This is a genomic window from Streptomyces sp. NPDC025638, assembly GCF_055558775.1.
In genome coordinates this window covers 1-22,058 of record NZ_JBVHLX010000006.1, presented here as the reverse complement: position 1 = coordinate 22,058, position 22,058 = coordinate 1, and the positions used below count along the sequence as shown (strand labels likewise).

Below are 22,058 nucleotides of genomic sequence, written 5' to 3'. Positions count from 1 at the left end.
ATAGATCATGACTTCTCTTCGTAAGCTCGGCTCCTCCGACCTGGAGGTCTTCCCGCTCACCCTCGGCGGCAACGTCTTCGGCTGGACCGCCGACGAGACCTCCTCCTTCGCCGTCCTGGACGCCTACACGGCCGCCGGCGGCAATTTCGTCGACACCGCCGACTCCTACTCCGCGTGGATCGAGGGCCACCAGGGCGGCGAGTCCGAGACGATCATCGGCAAGTGGGTCAAGGCCCGCGGCAACCGGTCCGACGTGGTGATCGCGACCAAGGTCAGCCAGCACCCCGACTTCCCGGGCCTGACCGCCGCCAACATCAAGGCCGCCGCCGATGCCTCCCTGCGGCGCCTGGACACCGATTACATCGATCTCTACTACCCCCACTTCGACAAGCCGGAAGTGCCGGTCGAGGAGATCGTCGGCGCGCTGGACGAGCTGGTGAAGGCGGGCAAGGTGCGGCACATCGCCGCCTCCAACATCACCGCGGAACGCCTCCAGGCGTCCCTCGACTTCTCCGACCGCGAGGGCCTGGCCCGGTACGTGGCGCTCCAGCCCCACTACAACCTCGTGTCCCGCGACACCTACGAGGGTGCTTTGCAGGACGTCGTCATCCGCAACGGCCTCGCGGCCGTCCCCTACTTCTCCCTGGCCGCCGGTTTCCTCACGGGCAAGTACCGGCCCGGTACGACGGTGGACAGCGCGCGTGCCAAGGGCGCGGCCAAGCACCTCGACACCGAGCGCGGCCGACGGGTGCTGACCGCCCTGGACGAGATCGCCGCCGCCCACGAGGCCCCCGTCCCCACGGTGGCCCTCGCCTGGCTGGCGGCCCGGCCGACGGTGACGGCACCGATCGCCTCGGCACGCACGGTGGAACAGCTCCCGGCGCTGCTGGCGGTGGCCGAACTGCGGCTGTCGGAGAAGGAACTGGCGCGGCTGACGGAGGCGTCGGCGTAACGGCGTGCCACGCCTGTCCGCGGCGGCCTAAGGCCGATAGGGGTTGTACGCGGGATACGGCGCCGCCGGGTACCCGTACGGCACGGGCATTCCGTACGGCGCCGGCATTCCGTACGGCATCTGCGGCCCGTACACCGGACGGGGCGGCGCGGACATCCGGGCCGCGTACTCCATCGCCGGACGGGCCACCTGGCGCCGCTTCCACAGCTCGGCCAGCAACTCCCGCTCCCGTACGACGTAGTCGGCCCCCGCGCGGCCCCGGCGCCCGCGGTGGCGCAGGAACGCCAGCGCCGTCGCGTCCGCCTCGTACTGCCCCACGGCGCGCGCCGCCTGCTTGCCCAGGTGGTGGCCGGCGTAGTCACGGGCCATCTGCCGCGCCCGCATCGAGCCCAGCACGAACGGCTCGGCGGGGCCCAGCCACCCGGCGAAGACATACACCGGCAGCTCCTCCCGCACGGTCCGCAGCTCGCGCTGCCGCGTCCAGATCGCCAGCCAGGTCAGCAGCCCGAACGCGGGCACCATGAACGCCCCGTACACGGCGAAGAAGCCGTACGGGCCGAAGGTCGAGGAGCCGTTCCAGAACGCATGCATGCTCATCGCGAGCAGCAGCCCGCCGAGCGGTACCAGTACCCGCCGCACATGCTGCCGCTCGGCGGAGAGCGCGGCGATGCCGAAGCCGATGCCGGTGAGGACGGTGAAGAGGGGGTGCGCGAACGGGGACATGACGACGCGCACGAAGAACGTCGCGGCCGTGACGGAGGCGATGCCGCGGTCGCCGGTGATCTGGTCGGTGCCGAAGGCGGTACCGAGATAGAGGATGTTCTCGGTGAAGGCGAAGCCGGTGGCGGTGACCCCCGCTATCACCACGCCGTCCACGATCCCGGTGAAGTCCCGTCTGCGGAACAGGAAGACGAGGAGCACGGCCGCCGCTTTGGAGGACTCCTCCACGATGGGCGCTATGACGGTGGCGCCGAGGGTGTCGGCGCTGGACGGATCGGCGGTGGCCGTGGCTATCCAGCGCGTCGCGAAGCTGTTGGCCACGATGGCGATCAGCGCCGCCGCGCAGGCGCCCCAGGCGAACGCGAAGAGCAGGTTCCGCCAGGGCCCCGGCTCGACCCGGTCGAGCCAGCGGAAGGCGGCTATGAGCAGGGGCACGGGCAGCACGGCGAGACAGATCCCGACCAGGAACCCTTCCGTGCCGGTCTGTTCGCGGACCAGGGCGAGGATGACGAGCCCGGAGAGCGCGAGCAGGGTGATGAGCGCCCCGTACCGCACCCACCTGCGCTGCCACCAGTGCGGGTGCCGGAGCGCACCGCCGTCGGGGCCGGCGGGGTGCGTCGGATACGGGGGAAAGGTGGTCACGGCATTGACCCTAACGTCGCTGCTGCTCCCGGTGCTGTACGCGGCGGAAGAGCAGATCGTTCACCACATGACCCTTGTCCAGTCCCTGACCCTCGAAACGGGTCAGCGGCCGGAAGTCGGGGCGCGGCGAGAAACCGCCGTCGGGGCGGGTGTTCTCGAAGTCCGGGTGCGCGGTCAGCACTTCGAGCATCTGCTCGGCGTACGGCTCCCAGTCCGTCGCGCAGTGCACGATCGCCCCCGGTCTGAGGCGGGTGGCGGCCAGACCGAGGAACTCCGGCTGGATCAGCCGCCGCTTGTGATGCCGCTTCTTCGGCCAGGGGTCGGGGAAGTAGACGCGCAGCCCGTCGAGCGAGTCGGGCGTGAGCATCTCGCGCAGCAGGATGATCGCGTCCCCGTTGCCGACCCGGACGTTGGACAGCCCGTTCTGGTCGCAGAGGTTGAGCAGGTTGCCCTGCCCCGGGGTGTGCACATCGACGGCGAGGATGTTGAGGTCGGGGTTCCCGGCGGCCATCTGCGCGGTGGCCTCGCCCATGCCGAACCCGATCTCCAGCACCACGGGCTTGTCGTTCCCGAACAGCTCGCCCAGGTCGATGACCCGCTGCCCGTCGATGTCGAGTCCCCACTTGGGCCACAGCCGCTGCAGCGCGTCGGCCTGCCCCGCGGTCACCCGGCTGCGCCGCGGCTGGAAGCTCCGGATCCGCCGCTCGAAGTGCGATCCGGCGGGATCGGCCTTGGGGCCGTCCGGGAAGCGCGGCTCACCCTTGGCGCGGGTGTGCCGGACGGAGATGCCGGGGACGTGCCGGGGGGATTCGGGGGTGTTCAGGAACTCAGACACAGTGGTGACGATTTTACGCGAGCCGGGACACGGGGAACCGGTCAGGACGAGCCCAGCACGGCCAGCGCCCTGCGCGCCACCGACCTGCCGATCGGCAGCGAGGCCGTGGCCGCCGGAGACGGTGCGTTCAGCACGTGCACGGTCCGTGCTCCCTCCCGGATCAGGAAGTCGTCGACGAGCGTCCCGTCCCGCAGGACGGCCTGTGCGCGCACTCCCGGGGCCGCCCGCACCAGGTCGTCCGGCCGCACGGCGGGCAACAGTCTGCGCACGGCCTCCGTGAACGCCGGCTTCGACACCGAGCGCCAAAACTCCCCCGCCCCGTACCGCCAGTGCTGCCGGGCCATCGCCCACGCCCCGGGCCAGGCCAGCGTGCCCGCCACCTCACGCGGCCGTACGACCCCCCAGCCGTACCCCTCCCGGGCCAGGGCGGGCACCGCGTTGGGGCCGACGTGCACGCCCCCGTCGATCCCGCGCGTGAGATGCACGCCGAGGAACGGGAACGCCGGGTCCGGCACCGGATACACCAGGCCCCGCACCAGTCCGGGCCGCGCCAGCTCGTAGTACTCGCCCCGGAAGGGCACGATCCGCACCTCGGGCTCGTCGCCGGCCAGCCGGGCCACCTCGTCGCAGTACAGCCCGGCGCAGTTCACCAGCACCCGCCCGCGCACGATGTCCCCGCCCGCCGTCCGCACGGCGACCCCCAGATCCGGGCGGCGGTCCACCTGGACCACCTGCGCCCCGTACCGGATCTCCGCGCCGGACGCCTCGGCGAGCTGCCGTGCGACCCCGACGAAGTCGGCCACGCCCGTCGTCCCGACGTGTATGGCCGCGAGGCCCTGCACCTCCGGCTCGTACTCGGCGATCTGCGCGGCGCCCAGCTCCCGCACCGGTATCCCGTTCTCCCGGCCGCGCTGCACCAGGGCGTGCAGCCGGGGCAGCTCGGACCGCTCGGTGGCGACGATCAGCTTGCCGGTGACGGCGTGCGCGATGCCGTACTCGGCACAGAACTTCACCATCTCGGCGGCGCCCCGCACCGCGTACCGCGCCTTGAGCGAGCCGGGCCGGTAGTAGATCCCGCTGTGGATCACGCCGCTGTTGCGCCCCGTCTGGTGCCGGGCCGGTCCCGGCTCCTTCTCCAGCACGGTCACCCGCGTGCCCGGCGCGGCACGCGTGATCGCATACGCCGTGGACAGCCCGACGATCCCACCGCCGACCACCAGCACGTCGCAGTCGTACGCGACCTCCCGCACCTGCACCACCTCCTGGCATCGATAGTGCACTGCGCCACTGACAGTGTCTTCAAACGCAGAGGGAGGCGCCGGCGCGGCGGAGCGCCTACGCGGGAGCCAGGAGTGGTCGTGCCCGCTCCCGCAGCTCGACCACACGCGGTTCGTCGCCGTACGGCTCCAGCCGGTGAAGCAGATCCTTCACGTACTCCGTGGTGCGCGCGGACGATATCCGCCCCGCGACCTCCACGGCCCGCACCCCCTGCTCGCACGCCGCGTCCAGATTGCCCGACTCCAGTTCGGCGACCGCCGAGACGACCAGCCGCAGCCCGTGCGACCGCACGAACTCCTCCGTCGGCTTCGACAGCGCCTGCTCCGTGAAGCGCCGGACCTGCCGCGGTGCCTTCAGATCGCGGTAGCACTCCGCGGCGTCGGCGGCGAACCGGTCGTAGGAGTAGAAGCCGAGCCAGGTCGGGTCGTTGTCGCCCTCCCGGGCCCGCTCCAGCCAGCCCTCGGCGGCCTTCAGGGCCGCGCCGGCCGCCTGTGCGTCACTGGCGCGTGCGTGCGCGCGTGCCTCGACCAGGCGGAAGAAGCTCATGGTGCGGGCGGTGGCCAGACCCCGGTTGCGCTCCACGGCGGCCTGCGCGAGGTCGACGCCCTCGTCGCCGAAGCCCCGGTAGGTCGCCTGCAGGGACATGGAGGCCAGGACGTAGCCCCCGAGGGGGACGTCGGCGGCCGCGCGGGCGAGGCGCAGCGCCTGGATGTAGTACCGCTGTGCGGCCTCCTGCTGGCCCGTGTCGAAGGCCATCCAGCCCGCGAGACGGGTGAGTTCGGCGGAGGCCCCGAACAGGGCGCGGCCGACCTCGTCGGAGTACGAGCCGAGCAGCAGCGGTGCCGCCTCCACCCGTAAACACTCGGGCACCATGGACGAACGCCAGTCGCCGCCTCCGTATTTGGAGTCCCAGCGCCTGGCGTCCTCGGCGGCTTCCCGCAGTTTCTGCACATCGCTGTGGCCGACTTTGATCGGTGCGCCGGAGCCCTCGGAAGGGTTTGCGTCCCGTGCGACCGAGCTGTCGGCGGGGGTTATCAGCCACCGTGAGGCGGGCGTTGCGTATGCGCTCACCGCGAATGATCCGGCCAGGGACTGCCAGATGCCTCCGGAGCCGGCCCGGCGGCCGGCGAGGTCGAGACGGTACAGCTCCGTCGCCGACCGCACCGCCTGCCCTACGTCTCTGGGGAAGGCGAGGCCCACTTCGGGTGCGGGGTCCGCGTCCGCCAGGCCGATCTCGTGGAGCGGCACCGGGCGGCCGAGCTTCTGGCCGATCGCGGCCGCGATGAGGTGGGGCGCGGCACCCTGCGGCACCATGCCCTTCGACACCCAGCGCGCGACCGAGGTCTTGTCGTAGCGAAGAGTCAACCCGCGTTGAGCGCCAAGATCATTGACGCGTCGCGCGAGTCCTGCGTTGCTGATTCCCGCGAGGGCGAGAACGGCGCCGAGCTTTTCGTTCGGCCCGCGTTGCTCCCTGGACATGCGCCACCCCTCGACACAGACGGCTGCCGCGCTGGCATAACCACGCGGCATTCGTAAACCCAGCGTAGTTCGCCGCATCCCAAGCGTTAAGGGGCATTGTTCCGGTTGGCGGGATTGTGGTCCGTAGGGAAGTGCGGGCCCTGTACGCACCGTGCACGGCATGTCGCGACGTGCCCCCGTCGTGTGGCCGTGCGCCCGTCCGTGCGCTCTTCTCCGGCCACGTGGGGAGCGGTTCCATGGATCGTGCGTGGGTCGGCCCGCTGTACTGGATCCAGTGGGCTGGGGGACACCGCCACCTTCATCCCCGCGGGTGGCGGACCGGTCCGGGAGGCGGTGCCCGCCTCCCGGACTGTGCGCTGTCGGCGTGCTGCACCGGGCCTGTACGGAGCGTGCTCAAACCTGTCTCCGCGTCTGTGATTTGGCTGAAAATCGACCCCTCCTCTCGCGGGTGATTACCGCTCCTACCACGGGACTTGAGGGCGCGAAGGGCGTTTTCGGGGAGCATTTCGGGGGCGCATTCGAGTCGCAGTTCCCTTGTCCCGCACAGGGGTTCGCTTCCCCACGGGCACGCGCGCGTGGGCGCATTCCATCGGCGGAAGGAGGCGCCGCCGCACCTCGGGGGCGCGTTCTTCATGGCAGCATGGTGAACCGGTTCGTACCGTGCACTGGTTGTCCACAGCCTGTGGAGGCGTCGATGCGGTGGTTGGTGGGATGGAGCAGCGCCGCCGCCGGTGCCGCCGCGATCGGCTCCGCGGGCGCGACGGGACACGACGGCGAGACCGTGCACCCGATCGGCTCCCAACTCCTGTGGGGCGACCCCGATCCGCTGTGGGCGGTCGGCGACTGGCGCCCGGACGAGGTACGGGTGATCAAGGCCGACGCCCAGAACCGCATCGCCGTCCTGGGCACCTGCGGCGCCTCCGACGAGGAGCTGCGGCTCGGCCTGTTCACCGCGCGCGGAGGGGCACTTCGGCATCTGACGGCCTGGTCCGGCAGTTACACGGCCGTCGTCCAGGTCGGCCGCCGCGTCACCGTCTGCGGCGATCTCGCCGGCGCCCGCCCGGTGTTCCACACCCCCTGGGCCGGCGGCACCGCGTACGCGACGGCCGCGCTGCCGCTCGCCGACCTCATCGAGGCCAACCTCGACTTCGGCCACCTCGCGGCGCTGCTCGCCGCTCCCGACGTACCGGCCGCGCTGCACGATTCGACGCCGTACGACGGCGTGCGGCGCGTTCCGCCGGGACATGCCCTGATCCTGCGTGCGGGCGCGCGCGAGATCGCCGGGTACGAGCCGGTCGCCTCCCTTGCCGTGGCGGCGCCCTCGGCCGACCCGGACAGGGCGGTGGACGCCGTGCGGGACGCGCTCGTGGAGGCGGTGCGCGCCCGTCTGTCGGCACCCCGGCACGTCCCCGACATCGACCCCGGCCCGGTGCCCGGCATGGGCCCGGCCGAGCGGCGTGCCGCGCGCGGGATGCCCGTACCCGGGATCGGCGCGGACCTGAGCGGCGGCCCCGCCTCGGGGACGCTGGCCCTGCTGGCCGCCGGCCTCCCGGGGATGCCGGGCACGATCCTGGGCCATGGCACCGGCGCCGGTGAGCGGCTGCTGGCCGTCACCTTCAACGACCTGGCCGTCGGGGGCCGCGAGGCCGAACTGGAGCGTGCGGGGAGCCTCGCGTCCAACCCGCGCCTGCACCATGTCGTGGTGGCCGGCGGAGAGGAGGTACTGCCGTACGCCGACCTGGACGGCCCGCTCACGGACGAGCCGGCACCCTCGCTCGTCCTGGCGGCCCGGCATCGGGCGCGCCTCGCGTCGGGCAGCGCGGACCACTTCACCGGCTACGGCGCCCGCCAGGTCCTGGACGCCCACCCGGCCCGCCTGGCGGACCTGCTGATGGACCGCAAGCGGCGCCACCTGGTGCGTCCGGTCGCGGCACTGGCCAAGGCGGACGGTTCGGTGATGGTCCCCGCGCGCGTGTACAGCGCGGCACGGCGGCTGGCGCGGACGCCGTACCGGGCGGGCGTGGAAGTGCTCGCCGAACGCCTGCTGCGCCGGCGGTTCGACGAACCCGGAGGCGCGGTCGGAGCGTCCCTCGCGGCGCTCACCTGGGCCAGACCGGGGCCCGCGGCGCGCTGGCTGACGGGTGAGGCACTGGCTGAAGTATCGGTTCTGCTCCAGGGCTCGGCGAACCGCTCCGGAGTGGGCCCGGGCCAGCTGCCCGGCGACTACCGCGCGCGTGCGGCGCTGGCCCGGCACGCGGCGGACATCCGGGTGCTGGAACAGGCTGCCGAGATCCGCTCCCAGCGGCTGCACGCCCCGTTCCTCGACAACCAGGTGGTCCGCGCCTGCCGCGAACTCCCCGAGGCCCTCAGGGTCCAGCCCGGCGCCCGTGCCGCCATCCTCCGTACGGTCCTGGAGGGCGCCGGCGTCACCGACCTCCCGCCCGGCTGGGGCGCCCCCTCCCACGCCTCCTCGGCCGCCGCCGCCCGCACGGGCCTGCGCGTGGCCGCCGACTCCCTCGTCTCCCTCTTCACCACCCCCCTCCTCGCGGAGGCGGGCCTGATCGAGGCCCGCGTGGTCCGCAAGGCACTGCGCGGGGCGGCCGCGGGCGAGCCGCTGCCGTTGGACGGCCTGGCGGACCTGGTCTCCCTGGAGCTGTGGCTGCGCCGGCTGCTGGCACGCAGGGGCACCTGCTGGACGGGCACCCCGGCACGCGCGCGTGCGGTGCCGGCGGGGATCACGCCCCAGCGGGGGGCGCTGGGGGCGGGGGCCGCCGCGCGACGGGGGTAGGCCCCTGCACTTCAACCCGCGGCGGCGGCCAACGACCAGGACTACTAACGCACTCGTGGACAGCAAGCCGGTCAAGATCAAGCGCCACGCCAAGCCGACGGCCGCCGCAGCGGGACGACCCCGCCCCGAAACTCCGTGCCCCCGCTCGCCACCCCGGCGACAATGACCCGGTGCGGTACAGAATCCTGGGCGTTGCCCGAGCGACGGACGACCAGGGCACCTCCATCCCCCTCGGCGGCGCCCGGCTGCGCGCGCTCCTCACCGCCCTCGCCCTGCGCCCCGGCCGCACCACACCCCCCGACACCCTGATCGACGAGGTATGGGCGGACGACCCGCCCCAGGACGCCCCGGCCGCGCTCCAGGCGCTGGTCGGCCGCCTGCGCCGTACCGTCGGAAAGCACACCGTCTCCTCCGGCCCCGGCGGCTACCGCCTGGAGGCCACCGGGGACGACGTCGACCTGCACGTCTTCGAGCGGCTCGTGCGCGACGGCACCGCCGCCCTCGACCGGGGCGAGCCGGCCACCGCCTTCCGCGCCCTCACCGAGGCGCTCGCCCTCTGGTACGGCCCCGCCCTCGCCGACCTCCCCGACCGCACCGCCGCGACCCGCCCGCAGGCCCTGCGCCTGGAGGCGACCCGGGCCCGGGCGGCCGCCGCCCTCCGACTCGGCCGCGCCCCCGAGGTCGTACCGGAGCTGACGGAGCTCACCACGGCCCACCCGTACGACGAACCGCTGCACGCCCTCCTCATCCGCGCCCTGCGCGACACCGGCCGCACCGCCGACGCCCTCGCCGCGTACGACACCGCCCGCCGCACCCTCGCCGACGGCCTCGGCGCCGACCCCGGCCAGGAACTCAAAGCCCTCCACGCGGAGTTGCTCACGCAGGAGGCTCCCGTTGTCTCCCCCCTCGGCCGGTTCCGCGAGCGCACCGGCAATCTGCGCCCCCGCCTGACGTCCTTCGTCGGCCGGGAACCCGAGCTCGCGGCCGTTCGTTCCGAATTGCGCAGGGCCCGCCTCGTCACCCTCACCGGACCGGGCGGCTCGGGCAAGACCCGTCTCGCCGAGGAGGCCGCCGCCGGGCTCCCGCAGGCATGGCTGGTCGAACTCGCCCCGCTCGACCGGCCCGAGGCGGTGCCGGGCGCGGTGGTCAGCGCGCTCGGTCTGCGCGAGACCGTGCTCATGACCAGCGAACTGGCCACCCACCAGGACGACCCGGTCGCCCTGCTCGTCGAGTACTGCGCCCCGCGCAGCCAACTCCTGATCCTTGACAACTGCGAACACGTCATCGGTGCGGCCGCCGACCTCGCCGAGACACTGCTCACCCGCTGCCCGGGCCTCACGATCCTCGCCACCAGCCGTGAACCCCTGGGCGTCCCCGGTGAGTCGGTGCGCCCGGTCGAACCCCTCGTCCCCGAGCAGGCGCACCGCCTCTTCGAGGAGCGCGCGGCGGCCGTCCGTCCCGACGCCGACACCGTGCTCCACGACAAGGAGGCGGTCGACGAGATCTGCCGGCGCCTCGACGGCCTTCCCCTCGCCATCGAGCTCGCCGCCGCCCGGCTGCGGCTGCTCACCCCCCGGCAGATCGCCGACCGCCTCGACGACCGCTTCCGCCTCCTCACCTCCGGCAGCCGTACGGTCCTGCCCCGCCAGCAGACCCTGCGTGCCGTGGTCGACTGGTCCTGGGAACTCCTCGACGAGCGGGAGCGGACGGTGCTGCGCGAGGTGTCGGTGTTCGCCGGCGGCTGGGACCTCGCGGCGGCGGAGGCCGTGTGCACCGGCCCGGCGGCGGAGCTGATCGGGGCGCTCGTCGACAAGTCCCTCGTCGTCGCCGCACCGGACGGCCAGGGCGCCCTGGACGGCATGCGGTACCGCATGCTGGAGACCATCCAGGAGTACGCCGGCGAGCGCGCCGCCGAGGTCCCCGAGCTGCGCGCGGCGGCAGAACTGCGGCACCGCGCGTGGGTGCGCGCCCTGACCGAGCGGGCGGAACCACTGCTGAGGTCCGGGGCCCAACTGCCGTGGATCTCCCGCCTGGAGACCGAACTGGACAACATCCGCGCCGCCCTCGACCGCACCCTGCGCGACGGCGACGAGGAGACGGCGGGCGCGCTCGTCCTCGCGGTCGGCTGGTTCTGGTGGCTGCGCAACTACCGCCAGGAGGCCGTGGACTGGGTGGGGGCGGTGCTGCGCCTGGGCGTCGCCGTGGACGCCCTGCCCGAGGACGCCACGGCCCGGGACCGGCTCGCCGCCTCCGCCGACCCGGTGGGCGCCTTTCTCGCGGCCCCCGACGCGGAGGCGGGCCACCCCCTGCGCGACCTGCGCATGGACCTGCGGATGCTCCATATGTTCCTGACGTCCGAGACCGGCGCCCCGGATCTGCTGACGGACGAGCGGGCCCCGGAGTACATCGCGCGCGTGCGAGCCGTCTTCGAGCACGGCGGGCCGCGGTCCGCGCGGCTGCCGGGCATCGTCTGGCCGCTCACCGCCTACTACCTGGGCGGCCCCGCGGAGGTCGGCCCCGACATGGATGCGGCGGTCGCCAACTGCCGTCTCCACGGCGACGACTGGGCGGTCGGCGTCAGCCTGATGTACCGCACCCACGTCGTCGTCGACTCGCCCGGCAATCTGCGCGGCGTCGACGAGGACCTGGCGGAGCTGCGGGTGCTCAGCCGGCGGGTGGGGGACCGCTGGATGCGGGCCCAGGTGTGCAGCGCGGCCGGCGAGGCGGCCATGGCGCGCGGCCGGTTCGAGGAGGCCGGGCGCGAGTACGAGGAGGCACTGCGACTCGCCTACGAGGTGGGCGGATACGCCGAGTCGCCGTTCCTGATCGCGCGGCTCGCCGAGATCGCCTACCGCTCCGGCGACCGGGCGGCGGCGCTTTCCGCCCTGGACGAGGCGGCCGCGGCGGCCGACCAGTACGGGGTGGCGGAGTCCCGGGCCTTCATCCTGCTGCTGCGGGCGCACATCGCCCAGGACGCCGGAGACATGGTCCGCGCGCGCGAACTGTTCGAGGCCACGCTCGCGACGATGGCGGGCGGAAACGCCCCGCCCCAGTTCACGGCGGGCCTGGGCGCGGTCGAGGCCCTGATCACGGCCGGCGAGTCCGGTCCCGCGCACGGGCTGCCGGTCGTGGCCGAGGTGCTGCGCGAGGCCGTGCAACGGCGGTGCGCCGAGTCGATCACGGCAGGGCTCGTGGACATCGCGGCCGACCTGCTGGCCCGGCTCGGCGATCTGGCGGGTGCGGTACGGCTGTTCACGGCCGCCGACCACTGGCGCGCCGGCCATCCACGCCCCGAGCCGGAGCGCACCCGCGCGGCGGCCGTCGACACCACCGCCCGCGCGCAGTTGACCCCCGCCCGCTACGCGGCCGAGCGCGCCCGGGGAGCGTCCTGCACCGCGGACGACGTACTGCGGGAGCTGGAGCGCACGCCCACCGCCAGCGGCGGACTTGACGCCTCTAGCGGCAGGTGAACCTCGCGTCGGCCCAGTCGGCGAGCGCCGCGGCGTCGAAGGCGTTGCTGTGCGGCTCGACCACCAGCCGTACGGTGCGGTGCCCGGCCAGGTTCACATGGACGGGGACGGCCGGGGCGCCGCCCCTGACCATCCCGGACCGCCACAGCCGGACGCCGTCGGCGTAGACGGAGAAGTAGACCTTGCCGAGTCCCAGGGTCAGGTCGTCGACGCCGGCCATCGCGTCGTACGCGGAGCACTCCCGGTTGAGGTCGACGGTGACGGAGGAGACGCCGTGGACGGTCACACCGCGCGCGTAGTGCTTGTCGGCGACGGACAGGCCGTAGCGCCGCCACACCCAGGTGCTCTCGGCCGGCCGCATCTCGGGCTTGCTGCCGTCGCCGGTGATGTCGTACCGCAGATCGCTCCACTGGTAGACGACCGGTGCCGGCGCCGGCGGGGGTGCGGGCGTCGTGGGCGGAGCGGGGGTGCGGGTGGGCGTCGCTGTCGGTGTCGGTGTGGGCTTCGGCGAGGGGGCCGGGGTCCGGCTCGTGCTCGGGCTCGATGTCGGGTTCGGGCTCTGTCCGGGTGCGCTCGACGGGGTGGGGGCCGGCGTCGGGGCGGCCACCGGGACGATGCCCGGTGCCTTCGGCGTGGGCGGCGTCTCCGAGGGCGTGGGGGCCGGCGCCTGCGGCTGGGCGACCGACGGTGGGGACGACGGCTTGGCGACGTCCTTGGCCGGGTGGCCGTCGTTCAGGAGGGCGAGCGCCACCGTGGCGACCCCGACCGCCACCACACCGGCAGCGATACCGGCCTTCACCGATCCGGCCAGCCCCTCGGCGGCCGCCGCGCCACCGCCCGCCCCGCCGGACGAGCCGGCACCGGCCGTGGCGGCCGCACCCGCGGCGCCCACTCCGGCGCCGGTGGCGATGATCCCGAGCGCCTTGGCGTACCCGGCGGCGCCGAACCAGCCGATGACCGCGACCGGGACGACCGCGGGGATCCCGCTCGCGACCTCCTCGATCTGGGCGGCCGCCAGCCGGCAGCCGGCGCACTCCGCCAGGTGCTTGCGCAGGCCCCGCTCGGCTCGGATGCGCAGCTTGCGGCGGGCGTACGTGCCGAGCTGGTCGGCGTAGCGCGCGCACTCCGCGTCGCCGGCGAGCGTGGCGCTGACATGGGCCTGGAGGTAGGCCTGCTTGAGGCCCTCGCGGGCGCGGCTGGCGAGCACGCGCGTGCCGTTGGCGTCCAGCCCGAACAGGACGGCCACCTCGCTCGGCGACTCGTCCTCCACCTCGGTGTGCCACAGCACCGCCTGCCAGCGCTCGGGCAGCGAGCGGAAGGCGCGCATGGCGAGGGACTGCTCGGCCTCGTGCAGGGCCCGCACATCGGCGCCCAGGGCGAGTGTGCCGTCGCCCGGCACCTCGGACGCGCGCGTGGCATGAGCGGCGAAGACCGCGAAGTCGTCGACGAGCTGCTCGCGCCGGGACGACTTCGTCCAGTGCGCGGCCACCCGCCTGACGGAGGTGAGCAGATAGGCGCGTACGGCGTGCTCGGGTCCCGAGCCGCCGCGCACCGCCTGGAGCATGCGGGCGAAGACCTCGGCCGTCAGATCGTCCGCGGTGTGGGCGTCGCGGCAGCAGGAGCGGGCGTAACGGCGCACGGCGTTCGCATGGCGCCGGTACAGCTCCTCGTACGCCGTGTCGTCGCCCGCGCGCATCCGCTCGATCAGCTCGCCGTCACCCGGCGCCGCCTCACGCGACGGCAGGGGGCTGCTCTCGCGCTGGGCCGGGACGCTGCCCTTCGCCGGGTCGCCGGAGCGCGGTACGTCCGCCCGGCCGCCCTGGCTGGGCACCTGGGGCGCGGTCAGCCCGCCGGCGTCCGCGTCACCGTCACCGAGGGACTCGTCCCACCCGTCAACGCCCATCGCGGAAAGCCCCCGACGCCTGCAAGCCCGACCCGATCACCGGGTCAGAGTGCCACACCGGCCTTTGTTCAGGACCCCCGAGTACGAGCCATCCACTCGTCCGAGCGGACTGCCGTCCGGCGGTACCGGCCATCACCCGGACGGGGAGGGCTCAACGAGCCGACCCCGCCGGGTACTTGATCGGCGTGCGCAAAAGCCGCACCGCTCACGCGGGACGCGAACGCAGCCCCTCCAGCAGGATGTCCAGCAGCCGTGCCGAGGCCGCCGCCTGCTGGGCCGCGTCCGGCAGCGACGGGGCCGCCGTGGCGATCACCAGCAGTACGTCGGACACCGACACGTCCGGCCGCAGCTCGCCCGCCGCACGGGCCCGCTCCACGAGCCGGCCGACCACTTCGAGCAGCGCCGCCGCACCCGCGTCGTCGTCCGCGGCAGCGGCCGGCTCCTCGGACACCAGCCGCAGCTCACCGGCGCCCGGCTGGCTCCGCTGCTGCGGCACCCGCGCCTCCTCGGCCGCGGAGCCCGCGTCCTCGGTGCCGTCCTCCTGGACGCCGACCCTCAGCACCTGCGGCGGCAGCAGCCGCCCGGCCCCCGAGGCCACCGACGTGCGCAGGAAGCGCGACAGCGCCGACCACGGCTCGTCCTCCTGCCCGAGCGCCGCCCGCGCCTGGTCGGTCAGCCGGGAGGTCTCCTCCTCGGCTATCCGCCGGACCAGGACGTCCTTGCTCGGGAAGCGCCGGTACACCGTGCCCACACCGACCCGCGCGCGCCGCGCCACGTCCTCCATCGGCGCGCCGTAACCCAGCTCGCCGAAGACCTCGCGCGCCGCTCGCAGCACGTGCTCCAGATTGCGCTGTGCGTCCACCCGCAGCGGCGTCGTGCGCGACCCGTCCGCGCGTCCGTTGCCCGCCGCCGCGCCCATCGCACCGCCAGCGGGTGCGATGGCGTTCGCCGAAGACCAATGCGTGTCCTGAATATGCATAAGCGTTCCCCCGGTTAATGACGTCTCCCCCCGGAGACTCCCCGCCACTGAATCCGGAGTGCGCGGAACTGGCACCGTTCCCTGAGCGGGACCGCCCGTCGCGGACCCGTTCGACCACATCCCCTACACCCCGTCGACACACGAACATAGTTGAGAGGGAGTCAATTCAGAAGGGGCAGGTTCCGCACGGAGCGCCCCCCGATCGGAGTACGGAGCGCATACGTCCCGTTTGCGCACTCTGGCGCCCTCGTGTCCGCCCCCGCTGACCTGCCCGCTTTCTCCCGGCTTCGACAGCCCCGGCGCCGCCGCGATCACCAGGTCGCCGGTCACACAAATTGTCGAGGCTGTGGACAAACTAGAGCGCCGGGTGCGTCATGGGATGGTGAAGGAACGTGCGCGCATTCTCGTTGTCGGTGGCGGCTACGTCGGGATGTACACCGCCCTGCGACTTCAGCGGAGGCTGAAACAGGAGCTCAGGCGGGGCGACGTCGACATCACTGTCGTCACTCCGGATCCGTACATGACGTATCAGCCGTTCCTGCCCGAAGCAGCCGCCGGTTCGATTTCTCCTCGTCATGTCGTCGTACCGCTGCGCCGCGTCCTGGACCAGTGCCATGTCGTCGTCGGCGAGGTGGTGGCCGTGGACCACACCACGCGGACGGCCACCCTCACCACGCTTGCCACCGAGGAGGAGGGCAGGGGCGCCGAGCACCTCGCCTACGACGAACTCGTCCTCGCCCCCGGCTCGATCGCGCGCACGCTCCCCATCCCCGGCCTCGCCGAGCACGCCGTCGGTTTCAAGACCGTCGAGGAGGCCATCGGGCTGCGCAACCACGTCCTTGAGCAGATGGACATCGCCTCCTCCACCCGCGACCCCGCGATCCGCGACGCGGCCCTCACCTTCGTCTTCGTGGGCGGCGGCTACGCCGGAGTCGAGGCACTGGCCGAACTCGAGGACATGGCCCGCTATGCCACGCGCTACTACCACAACGTCCGGCCCGAGGACATGAAGTGGATCCTCGTCGAGGCCGCCGACCGGATCCTCCCGGAGGTCGGCGCGGAGATGGGCCGCTACACCCTGACCGAACTGCGCCGCCGCAACATCCAGGTCCTCCTGGAGACCCGCCTCGAATCCTGCGTCGACCGAATCGCCGTACTGAGTGACGGCCAGCGCTTCCCGACCCGTACGGTCGTGTGGACCGCCGGCGTCAAACCGCACCCGGTCCTGGCCGCCACCGACCTTCCGCTCGACGGCCGCGGCCGCCTCAAGTGCACCACCCAGCTGACCGTCGACGGCGTGGAACACGCGTGGAGCGCGGGCGACGCCGCAGCCGTCCCCGACGTCACGGCTCAGGAGCCGGGCAGGGAGACCGCGCCCAACGCCCAGCACGCGGTACGCCAGGCCAGGGTCCTCGGCGACAACATCGCGCACGTCCTGCGCGGCGAGCCCCTCGACACCTATGCGCACTCCTACGCCGGTGCCGTCGCCTCACTCGGACTGCACAAGGGCGTAGCACAGGTCTACGGCCGCAAGCTGAAGGGCTACCCTGCCTGGTTCATGCACCGCGTCTACCACCTCAGCAGGGTGCCCACCTTCAACCGCAAGGCCCGCGTACTCGCCGAATGGACCCTCTCCGGACTCTTCAAGCGGGAGATCGTCTCCCTGGGCTCGCTCGAACATCCCCGCGCGGAGTTCGAACTCGCGGCCGGTGGAAAGCCTCATCACGACCCCTCGGACGACCCGAAGGGGTCGTCCTGACCGGACCGAGGAACTCCCCGAGCCGCTCCGGCGTCTGACGGATGTCGCCGCGGTCGGCCAGCCTGCCAGACTGCCCCACGACCTTGGACGGGCATCCGCCCGCCCTCAGCACCCATGAGGCTTTTCCCGAGCACCGCAATTCCCGGGACAACCCCCGGACCCTCGGCCGGATCCGGTGCCGGCCGACCACGACGACACGAGGCAAGGATTCGTGAACTTCACGCGCTGGAGCGCCCGGCTCCCCGGAACGCAGCGCCGCGCCGCAGCGCGGACCGAGCACGCGGTCACTCCGGACCGGCGGGGGGAAGGCTCCGTGCCCGCGGCCCGCGCCGAACAACTGACCGACGACGCACCGTCCGTGCCCGCCGTCGACGAGCTCCCCGCGCGCGAGGTCCTCGACCGCGTCCCGGCCCTCGTCGCCCTGGTCCACGGCCCCGACCACCGCATCGCCTACGTCAACGACGCCTACGCCGCGGCGTTCGGCCAGCGACCGCTCGGCGAACCCGCCCGCGAGGCCCTCCCGGAGCTCGCCGAACTGGGCCTGCTGCCCCTCCTCGACCAGGTCCTGCGCAGCGGCAAGCCCCGCACCCTCAAGTCCCGCAGGGCCCCCGACGGCCGCTCCTACACCTTCACCTGCACCCCGGCGGCCGAGAACGGGGTCCGGGACGGCGGCGACGGCGCGGTGCTGGTCTTCGCCACCGATGTCACCGACCACGCCGAGGCCGCCGAACGCCTCCGCGCCAGCGAACGCCGCCAGCGCGAGACCGCGGTGACCCTGCAGCGGAGCCTGCTCCCCCAGGAGCTGGAGGAGCCGGACGACCTGAGGATCGCGGCGACCTACCAGCCCGGCGGCACCGAGTCCGCGGTCGGCGGCGACTGGTACGACGTGATCACCCTGGGCGGCGGCCGCACGGCCCTGGTGATCGGCGACGTGATGGGCAGGGGGGTACGGGCGGCCGCGGTGATGGGCCAGCTCCGCACGGCGGTCCGCGCGTACGCCCGCCTGGACCTGCCCCCGCACGAAGTCCTCCAGCTCCTGGACGGCCTCGCCACGGAGATCGACGCCAACCAGATCGCCACCTGCGTGTACGCCATCCACGACCCGAACGAGGGGCGGCTGGTGTACGCCTCCGCCGGGCACCTGCCCATCCTGGTCCGCGATGAGAGCGGCACGGTGCTGCGCGCCGACGAGCCGACCGGTCCCCCGCTCGGCACGGGCGGCTGGATGCACGCGTCGGGCTCGATCCCGCTGGGCCCCGGCTCGACCGCGGTCCTCTACACGGACGGCCTGGTCGAGCGCCGGGACGAGGACCTGGACGAGGGCATCGCGTCACTGGAGCGGGCACTGGCGGGGGCGACGGGAACACCCCAGGTGGTCTGCGACCGCCTGGTCCGCACGGCGGGCGTCACCGCCGACCACGACGACGACGTGGCGGTTCTGGTCCTCCAGCACCCGGCCCGCACGGGCCCCGACGGCGACCTCTTCCGCAACGCGGCCCTGGAACTCCTCGGCGGAGTGGAAGCGGCCCCACGCGCGCGTGCGTTCGCCTCCGGCGTGCTGACCAGCTGGCGTTTCCCCGCCGACCTGCACGACCTGGGCGTCCTCGCCGCCAGCGAACTGGTCGCCAACTCCCTGCAGCACGGCACCCCGCCCATGCGCCTGAGACTCCGCCGCACCGACCGCCGCCTCATCGTCGAGGTCACCGACGGCGACGACCACCTCCCGCGCCGCCGCCGCGCGGAACCGGGGGACGAGTCGGGCCGGGGCATCGCCATCGTGGCGACGATCGCCTCGAACTGGGGATCCCGGCGGACCCCGGGTGGTGGGAAGGCGGTGTGGTGCGAGTTCGTGCTGCCGCGCGCCATCTAGGCGAACCCGCTCCGCGGTGCTACTAGCTCCCCATGGCAGACGAACCGGGATTTCAGCTCAAGGGAAGCGCTCCCGAGCGCTATGAGGAGTATGTGGCGCCGCTGATGGCGCCCTTCACGACGGCGTTGCTCGACGCCGTGGACCTGTGCCCAGGCGATGTCGTCCTCGACCTCGCCTGCGGCACCGGCTTCGCCGCCCGCGCGGCCGCGGCCCAGGTCGGCCCCGCCGGCCGCGTCCGTGGCGTCGACGTCAACACGGGCATGCTCAAGGTGGCCGTCGCCCACCATCCACGCCTGTACCCCGACATCGAGTTCACCGAGGCCTCCGCCGACCGGCTCCCGTACCCCGACGCAACCTTCGACGCGGTCGTCTGCCAACAGGGCGCCCAGTTCTTCCCCGACCTCACCGAGGCCCTCACGGAGACGGCCCGTGTCATGCGCCCCTCCGGCCGCTTCGCGGCCACCGTCTGGGCCGACATGAGCCTCTCGCCGTACCTCACCGCCCAGTACGAAGCCATCAAGGAGTACGGCGGCGACGAAGCCGCGGCCGCCTTGGGCACCGCCTTCGCCTGTACGGCCGACCGGCTGACCGACGCCCTCGGCAAGGCGGGCTGCCACGACGTCACGACGCGCGAGATCACCTTCGGCATCGCCCTGCCCCCGCTCGCGGACTTCGCCCCGGGCCATCTCTCCGTCCTGCCCTGGGGCCAGCGGCTCGCCGACGCCCACGGCGAGGAGACGCTCGTCGCCGCGGGCCACTCGGTCGCCGCCCGCCTCGCCGACCGCACGGGCCCCGACGGCAGGCCGACCCTCCCCTTCACCGCGATCCTGGCGACCGCGATCCGCTAGAGGCTCAGCGCGATCCGGCACCGACAAGGCGCGATCCGGTGAAGCAGAAGGCGGCCGCCACCCGAAGGTGACGGCCGCCTTCGCCGTGCTCATGCCTCGGCGACCACCGGCTCCGCGGGCGCCGCGCCCCGCGCCACGACCCGGCTCCTCGCCTGCCAGGGCCGGTCCTGCGCGGCGGTGAGCTGCCGCCCCAGCCGGAGCGCGAGGGCCGTGATGCCCAGCGAAAACAGCAGGAACGTCACGATGTACGGCGTGTGCAGCGAGGCCGCCATCGGCCCGCCCACCGCGGGCCCGACGGCCAGCGCGAGCTGCTTCACCAGGGCGAAGGCGGAGTTGTACTGCCCCGCCATCCCCTCCGGCGCCAGATCGGCCACCAGCGGGGCGACGGTCGGCGACAGCATCGCCTCACCCAGCCCGAACAGCGCGTACGTCGACACGAACGCGGCCGTGGCCATCTCCTGACTGCCGTGCCCGAGACCCGCGTACCCTGCCACGACCCACGCCACGGCCCAGATCAGGCCCACGGCGGCGATCACCCGGGAGCGGCGACGGCGCTCGACGAACTTCAGCACGGCGAACTGCGCGACCACGATCATCAGGGTGTTCGCGGCCAGCGCCGTACCGAGCGCGGAGGTGGAGATCCCCGCGGCTTCGACACCGAACGCGGCCAGCCCGGACTCGAACTGTCCGTAGCAGGCGAAGAACAGCACGAAGCCCAGCACGGACAGCTGCACCATGGCCCGGTTGCCGAGCAGCTGCTTCCAGCTGCCCTTCGCCGACCGCGCGGGCGCGTCCTCGATCCGCGGCGAGTGCGGCATCCGCACCGTCGACATGATCACGACGAGGAGCAGGAACATCGCCGCCTCGATCGCGAACAGGAGCGTGAAGGAGGAGACGTGCGTGGTGTCGACCAGATGACCGCCGATGAGCCCGCCGACCCCGAGCCCGAGGTTCTGCAGGAAGAACTGCGTCGCGAACGCCCGCGACCGAGTCTCCGCCGACGAGCAGTCCACGATCATCGTCGCCAGCGCCGGCTGCATCACGGCCTGCCCGGCCCCGAGCGCCGCCGCGGAGAGGAGCACGGCAGGCGCATTGCCCGCGAGCCCCAGGCTCAGGGCGCCCAGTGCGGCCATGACCAGGGCGGCGAGCAGGACCGGCAGCGGGCCGCGCCGCACGATCGCCCGGCCGGCGAACGGCAGCACGATGAGCGCGGCCACGGCGAAGACGGCGAGGACCAGCCCCGCCGTCATGGCTCCAAGACCCCGCACCTGCGCCACATAGACGTACAGGTAGGGGACGGTGAAGCCGAGCCCGAACGCGCTGAGTGCGTTGCCCACGTGGATCCGGCGCATCGCTGCGCCCATCGCCCTGGTCACGTTCACCTCTCTCAGGTAGTTGGTGTATCTCAGTACTTAGTACCGAAGACTTCGAAGGTAAAGTTCGAACCTAAAGAGTACACATCCAAGGACTTCAACGCCAAGCGGCCCCATGCGATACTTGCCCCCATGGGCGACACCTCCGGCACCATCGGCATCGGCGGCGAGCCGACCCTCGAAGAGCAGATCGCCGCCTATCAGCGCGAGTTCCAGGACCTCGACCCCCAGGTCGAGAAGATCGTCTCGGCGCTGTCCCGCCTGAACCGCCGCATGAACGTCGCCTACGGCCGCCAGACCTCCGCCCTCGGCATCAGCAACGCCGAGTGGGAGGTCCTCAAGGCTCTCGTCCTCTCCGGCGCCCCCTACCACATGGGCCCCAGCGACCTGGCCAAGCGCCTCGGCCTCACGCCGGCCGCGATGACCCACCGCATCGACCGGATGGTGGCGGAGGGCCTCGTCACCCGTGAGCGGGACGAGTCCAACCGCGTTCGGGTGATCGTGGAGCTGACTCCTGAGGGCCGCGAGAAGTGGCTGGAGGCCATGCGCCTCGCCTCCGTCTTCGAGGAGGACCTCCTCCAGGACCTCTCCGCGGAGGAGCGCACGGTGCTTGGGGAAGCCCTCACCCGGCTGCTCCGCAGGGTGGAGCACGCCCAGCCGGACGCCGGCGGGCGCCTCTCCGACCTGGACTGACGCCCGGCAGAAAAGATCTTGACAGAGGGTGCTTGACAGCCCCCTGCCCGATCCGTAGAGTTCTTCGGGTTGCCACGGGGCCGTAACGGTTCTGCGACAGCACCTCCCGCCGCAGCAGCGGCAGCCCAAACCATCAGCACGATCACCCAGCCGGGTTGAATTCGGCGTGCCCGAATTCAATTCGATTCGGACACGGCAGCCCGATTAGGAACTGCCGGGAGGATCCGCTAAGGTTTGAGACGTCGGAACGGCCCAACGGCCGCGAGGACAAACCCCGCTGACTGGGAATCAGGCCCGAAAGGATCTGATAGAGTCGGATCCGCCGGAAAGGGAAACGCGAGAGCGGAAACCTGGAAAGCACCGAGGAAATCGGATCGAGAAAAGATCTGATAGAGTCGGAAACGCAAGACCGAAGGGAAGCGCCCGGAGGAAAGCCCGAGAGGGTGAGTACAAAGGAAGCGTCCGTTCC

14 protein-coding genes are annotated in these 22,058 nt (G+C 72.8%); 7 read left to right on the top strand and 7 right to left on the bottom strand.

Going from position 1 to position 22,058, the window contains the following annotated elements; genetic code table 11:
* Positions 1–7 precede the first annotated feature (7 nt).
* Positions 8–952, top strand: a complete 945-nt coding sequence (locus ACZ4EG_RS17050; RefSeq protein ID WP_467791137.1) for an aldo/keto reductase — start codon at positions 8–10, stop codon at positions 950–952.
* Between the two features lie 27 nt (positions 953–979).
* On the opposite strand, the gene ACZ4EG_RS17045 is transcribed toward ACZ4EG_RS17050, so the two are convergent.
* The 4 genes from ACZ4EG_RS17045 to ACZ4EG_RS17030 form a co-directional block, all read right to left on the bottom strand.
* A complete protein-coding gene (locus tag ACZ4EG_RS17045; RefSeq protein ID WP_467791136.1) occupies positions 980–2,314 on the bottom strand; it encodes a PrsW family intramembrane metalloprotease in 1,335 nt (444 codons plus the stop codon).
* A gap of 10 nt (positions 2,315–2,324) precedes the next feature.
* Positions 2,325–3,149, bottom strand: coding sequence for a tRNA (guanosine(46)-N7)-methyltransferase TrmB (gene trmB / locus ACZ4EG_RS17040; protein ID WP_467791135.1), 825 nt, complete (start codon positions 3,147–3,149; stop codon positions 2,325–2,327).
* A 41-nt stretch (positions 3,150–3,190) separates the two neighbouring features.
* Positions 3,191–4,408: an L-2-hydroxyglutarate oxidase gene (gene lhgO / locus ACZ4EG_RS17035; protein WP_467791134.1), complete on the bottom strand. Its 1,218-nt coding sequence runs from the start codon at positions 4,406–4,408 to the stop codon at positions 3,191–3,193.
* 76 nt (positions 4,409–4,484) lie between these two features.
* Entirely contained in the window at positions 4,485–5,906 is a 1,422-nt protein-coding gene (locus ACZ4EG_RS17030; RefSeq protein WP_263210344.1) for an MFS transporter, read from the bottom strand.
* Between the two features lie 694 nt (positions 5,907–6,600).
* On the opposite strand from ACZ4EG_RS17030, the gene ACZ4EG_RS17025 reads away from it, so the two are divergent.
* Complete coding sequence (locus ACZ4EG_RS17025) at positions 6,601–8,694, top strand: asparagine synthase-related protein (RefSeq protein WP_453556726.1); 2,094 nt, start codon at positions 6,601–6,603, stop codon at positions 8,692–8,694.
* 170 nt (positions 8,695–8,864) lie between these two features.
* Complete coding sequence (locus tag ACZ4EG_RS17020; RefSeq protein ID WP_467791133.1) at positions 8,865–12,164, top strand: BTAD domain-containing putative transcriptional regulator; 3,300 nt, start codon at positions 8,865–8,867, stop codon at positions 12,162–12,164.
* On the opposite strand, the gene ACZ4EG_RS17015 is transcribed toward ACZ4EG_RS17020, so the two are convergent.
* The gene (locus tag ACZ4EG_RS17015) at positions 12,151–14,067 is read right to left on the bottom strand and encodes a sigma-70 family RNA polymerase sigma factor (protein ID WP_467791132.1); all 1,917 of its coding nucleotides are present in this window, start codon (positions 14,065–14,067) and stop codon (positions 12,151–12,153) included. The genes ACZ4EG_RS17020 and ACZ4EG_RS17015 overlap by 14 nt on opposite strands.
* A gap of 205 nt (positions 14,068–14,272) precedes the next feature.
* Positions 14,273–15,046, bottom strand: a complete 774-nt coding sequence (locus tag ACZ4EG_RS17010; protein WP_467791131.1) for a TetR/AcrR family transcriptional regulator — start codon at positions 15,044–15,046, stop codon at positions 14,273–14,275.
* Between the two features lie 379 nt (positions 15,047–15,425).
* Here ACZ4EG_RS17010 and ACZ4EG_RS17005 point away from each other — a divergent pair, with 379 nt between their 5' ends.
* From ACZ4EG_RS17005 to ACZ4EG_RS16995, 3 genes are all read left to right on the top strand, one after another.
* Complete coding sequence (locus tag ACZ4EG_RS17005) at positions 15,426–16,805, top strand: NAD(P)/FAD-dependent oxidoreductase (RefSeq protein ID WP_453556734.1); 1,380 nt, start codon at positions 15,426–15,428, stop codon at positions 16,803–16,805.
* A 211-nt stretch (positions 16,806–17,016) separates the two neighbouring features.
* Positions 17,017–18,675 carry an ATP-binding SpoIIE family protein phosphatase gene (locus ACZ4EG_RS17000; RefSeq protein WP_467791130.1) on the top strand — a complete coding sequence of 553 codons (1,659 nt, stop codon included), beginning with the start codon at positions 17,017–17,019 and terminating at the stop codon, positions 18,673–18,675.
* Between the two features lie 32 nt (positions 18,676–18,707).
* Positions 18,708–19,523, top strand: a complete 816-nt coding sequence (locus ACZ4EG_RS16995; protein WP_467791129.1) for a class I SAM-dependent methyltransferase — start codon at positions 18,708–18,710, stop codon at positions 19,521–19,523.
* Positions 19,524–19,612: 89 nt separating this feature from the next.
* Here the strand turns inward: ACZ4EG_RS16995 and ACZ4EG_RS16990 are convergent, their stop codons facing one another.
* On the bottom strand, positions 19,613–20,899 hold the full coding sequence (locus ACZ4EG_RS16990) for an MFS transporter (RefSeq protein WP_453562345.1): 1,287 nt from the start codon (positions 20,897–20,899) through the stop codon (positions 19,613–19,615).
* A 129-nt stretch (positions 20,900–21,028) separates the two neighbouring features.
* On the opposite strand from ACZ4EG_RS16990, the gene ACZ4EG_RS16985 reads away from it, so the two are divergent.
* The gene (locus tag ACZ4EG_RS16985; RefSeq protein ID WP_453562343.1) at positions 21,029–21,589 is read left to right on the top strand and encodes a MarR family winged helix-turn-helix transcriptional regulator; all 561 of its coding nucleotides are present in this window, start codon (positions 21,029–21,031) and stop codon (positions 21,587–21,589) included.
* The last annotated feature ends 469 nt before the right edge of the window (positions 21,590–22,058 follow it).

Bases quoted from the DNA above. Each gene is read 5' to 3' on its own strand.
- ACZ4EG_RS17050 (WP_467791137.1), top strand. From the start codon at position 8: ATGACTTCTCTTCGTAAGCTCGGCTCCTCCGACCTGGAGGTCTTCCCG.
- ACZ4EG_RS17030 (WP_263210344.1), bottom strand. From the start codon at position 5,906: ATGTCCAGGGAGCAACGCGGGCCGAACGAAAAGCTCGGCGCCGTTCTC.
- ACZ4EG_RS16985 (WP_453562343.1), top strand. From the start codon at position 21,029: ATGGGCGACACCTCCGGCACCATCGGCATCGGCGGCGAGCCGACCCTC.
- ACZ4EG_RS17025 (WP_453556726.1), top strand. From the start codon at position 6,601: ATGCGGTGGTTGGTGGGATGGAGCAGCGCCGCCGCCGGTGCCGCCGCG.
- ACZ4EG_RS17015 (WP_467791132.1), bottom strand. From the start codon at position 14,067: ATGGGCGTTGACGGGTGGGACGAGTCCCTCGGTGACGGTGACGCGGAC.
- ACZ4EG_RS17005 (WP_453556734.1), top strand. From the start codon at position 15,426: ATGGTGAAGGAACGTGCGCGCATTCTCGTTGTCGGTGGCGGCTACGTC.
- ACZ4EG_RS16995 (WP_467791129.1), top strand. From the start codon at position 18,708: ATGGCAGACGAACCGGGATTTCAGCTCAAGGGAAGCGCTCCCGAGCGC.
- ACZ4EG_RS17010 (WP_467791131.1), bottom strand. From the start codon at position 15,046: ATGCATATTCAGGACACGCATTGGTCTTCGGCGAACGCCATCGCACCC.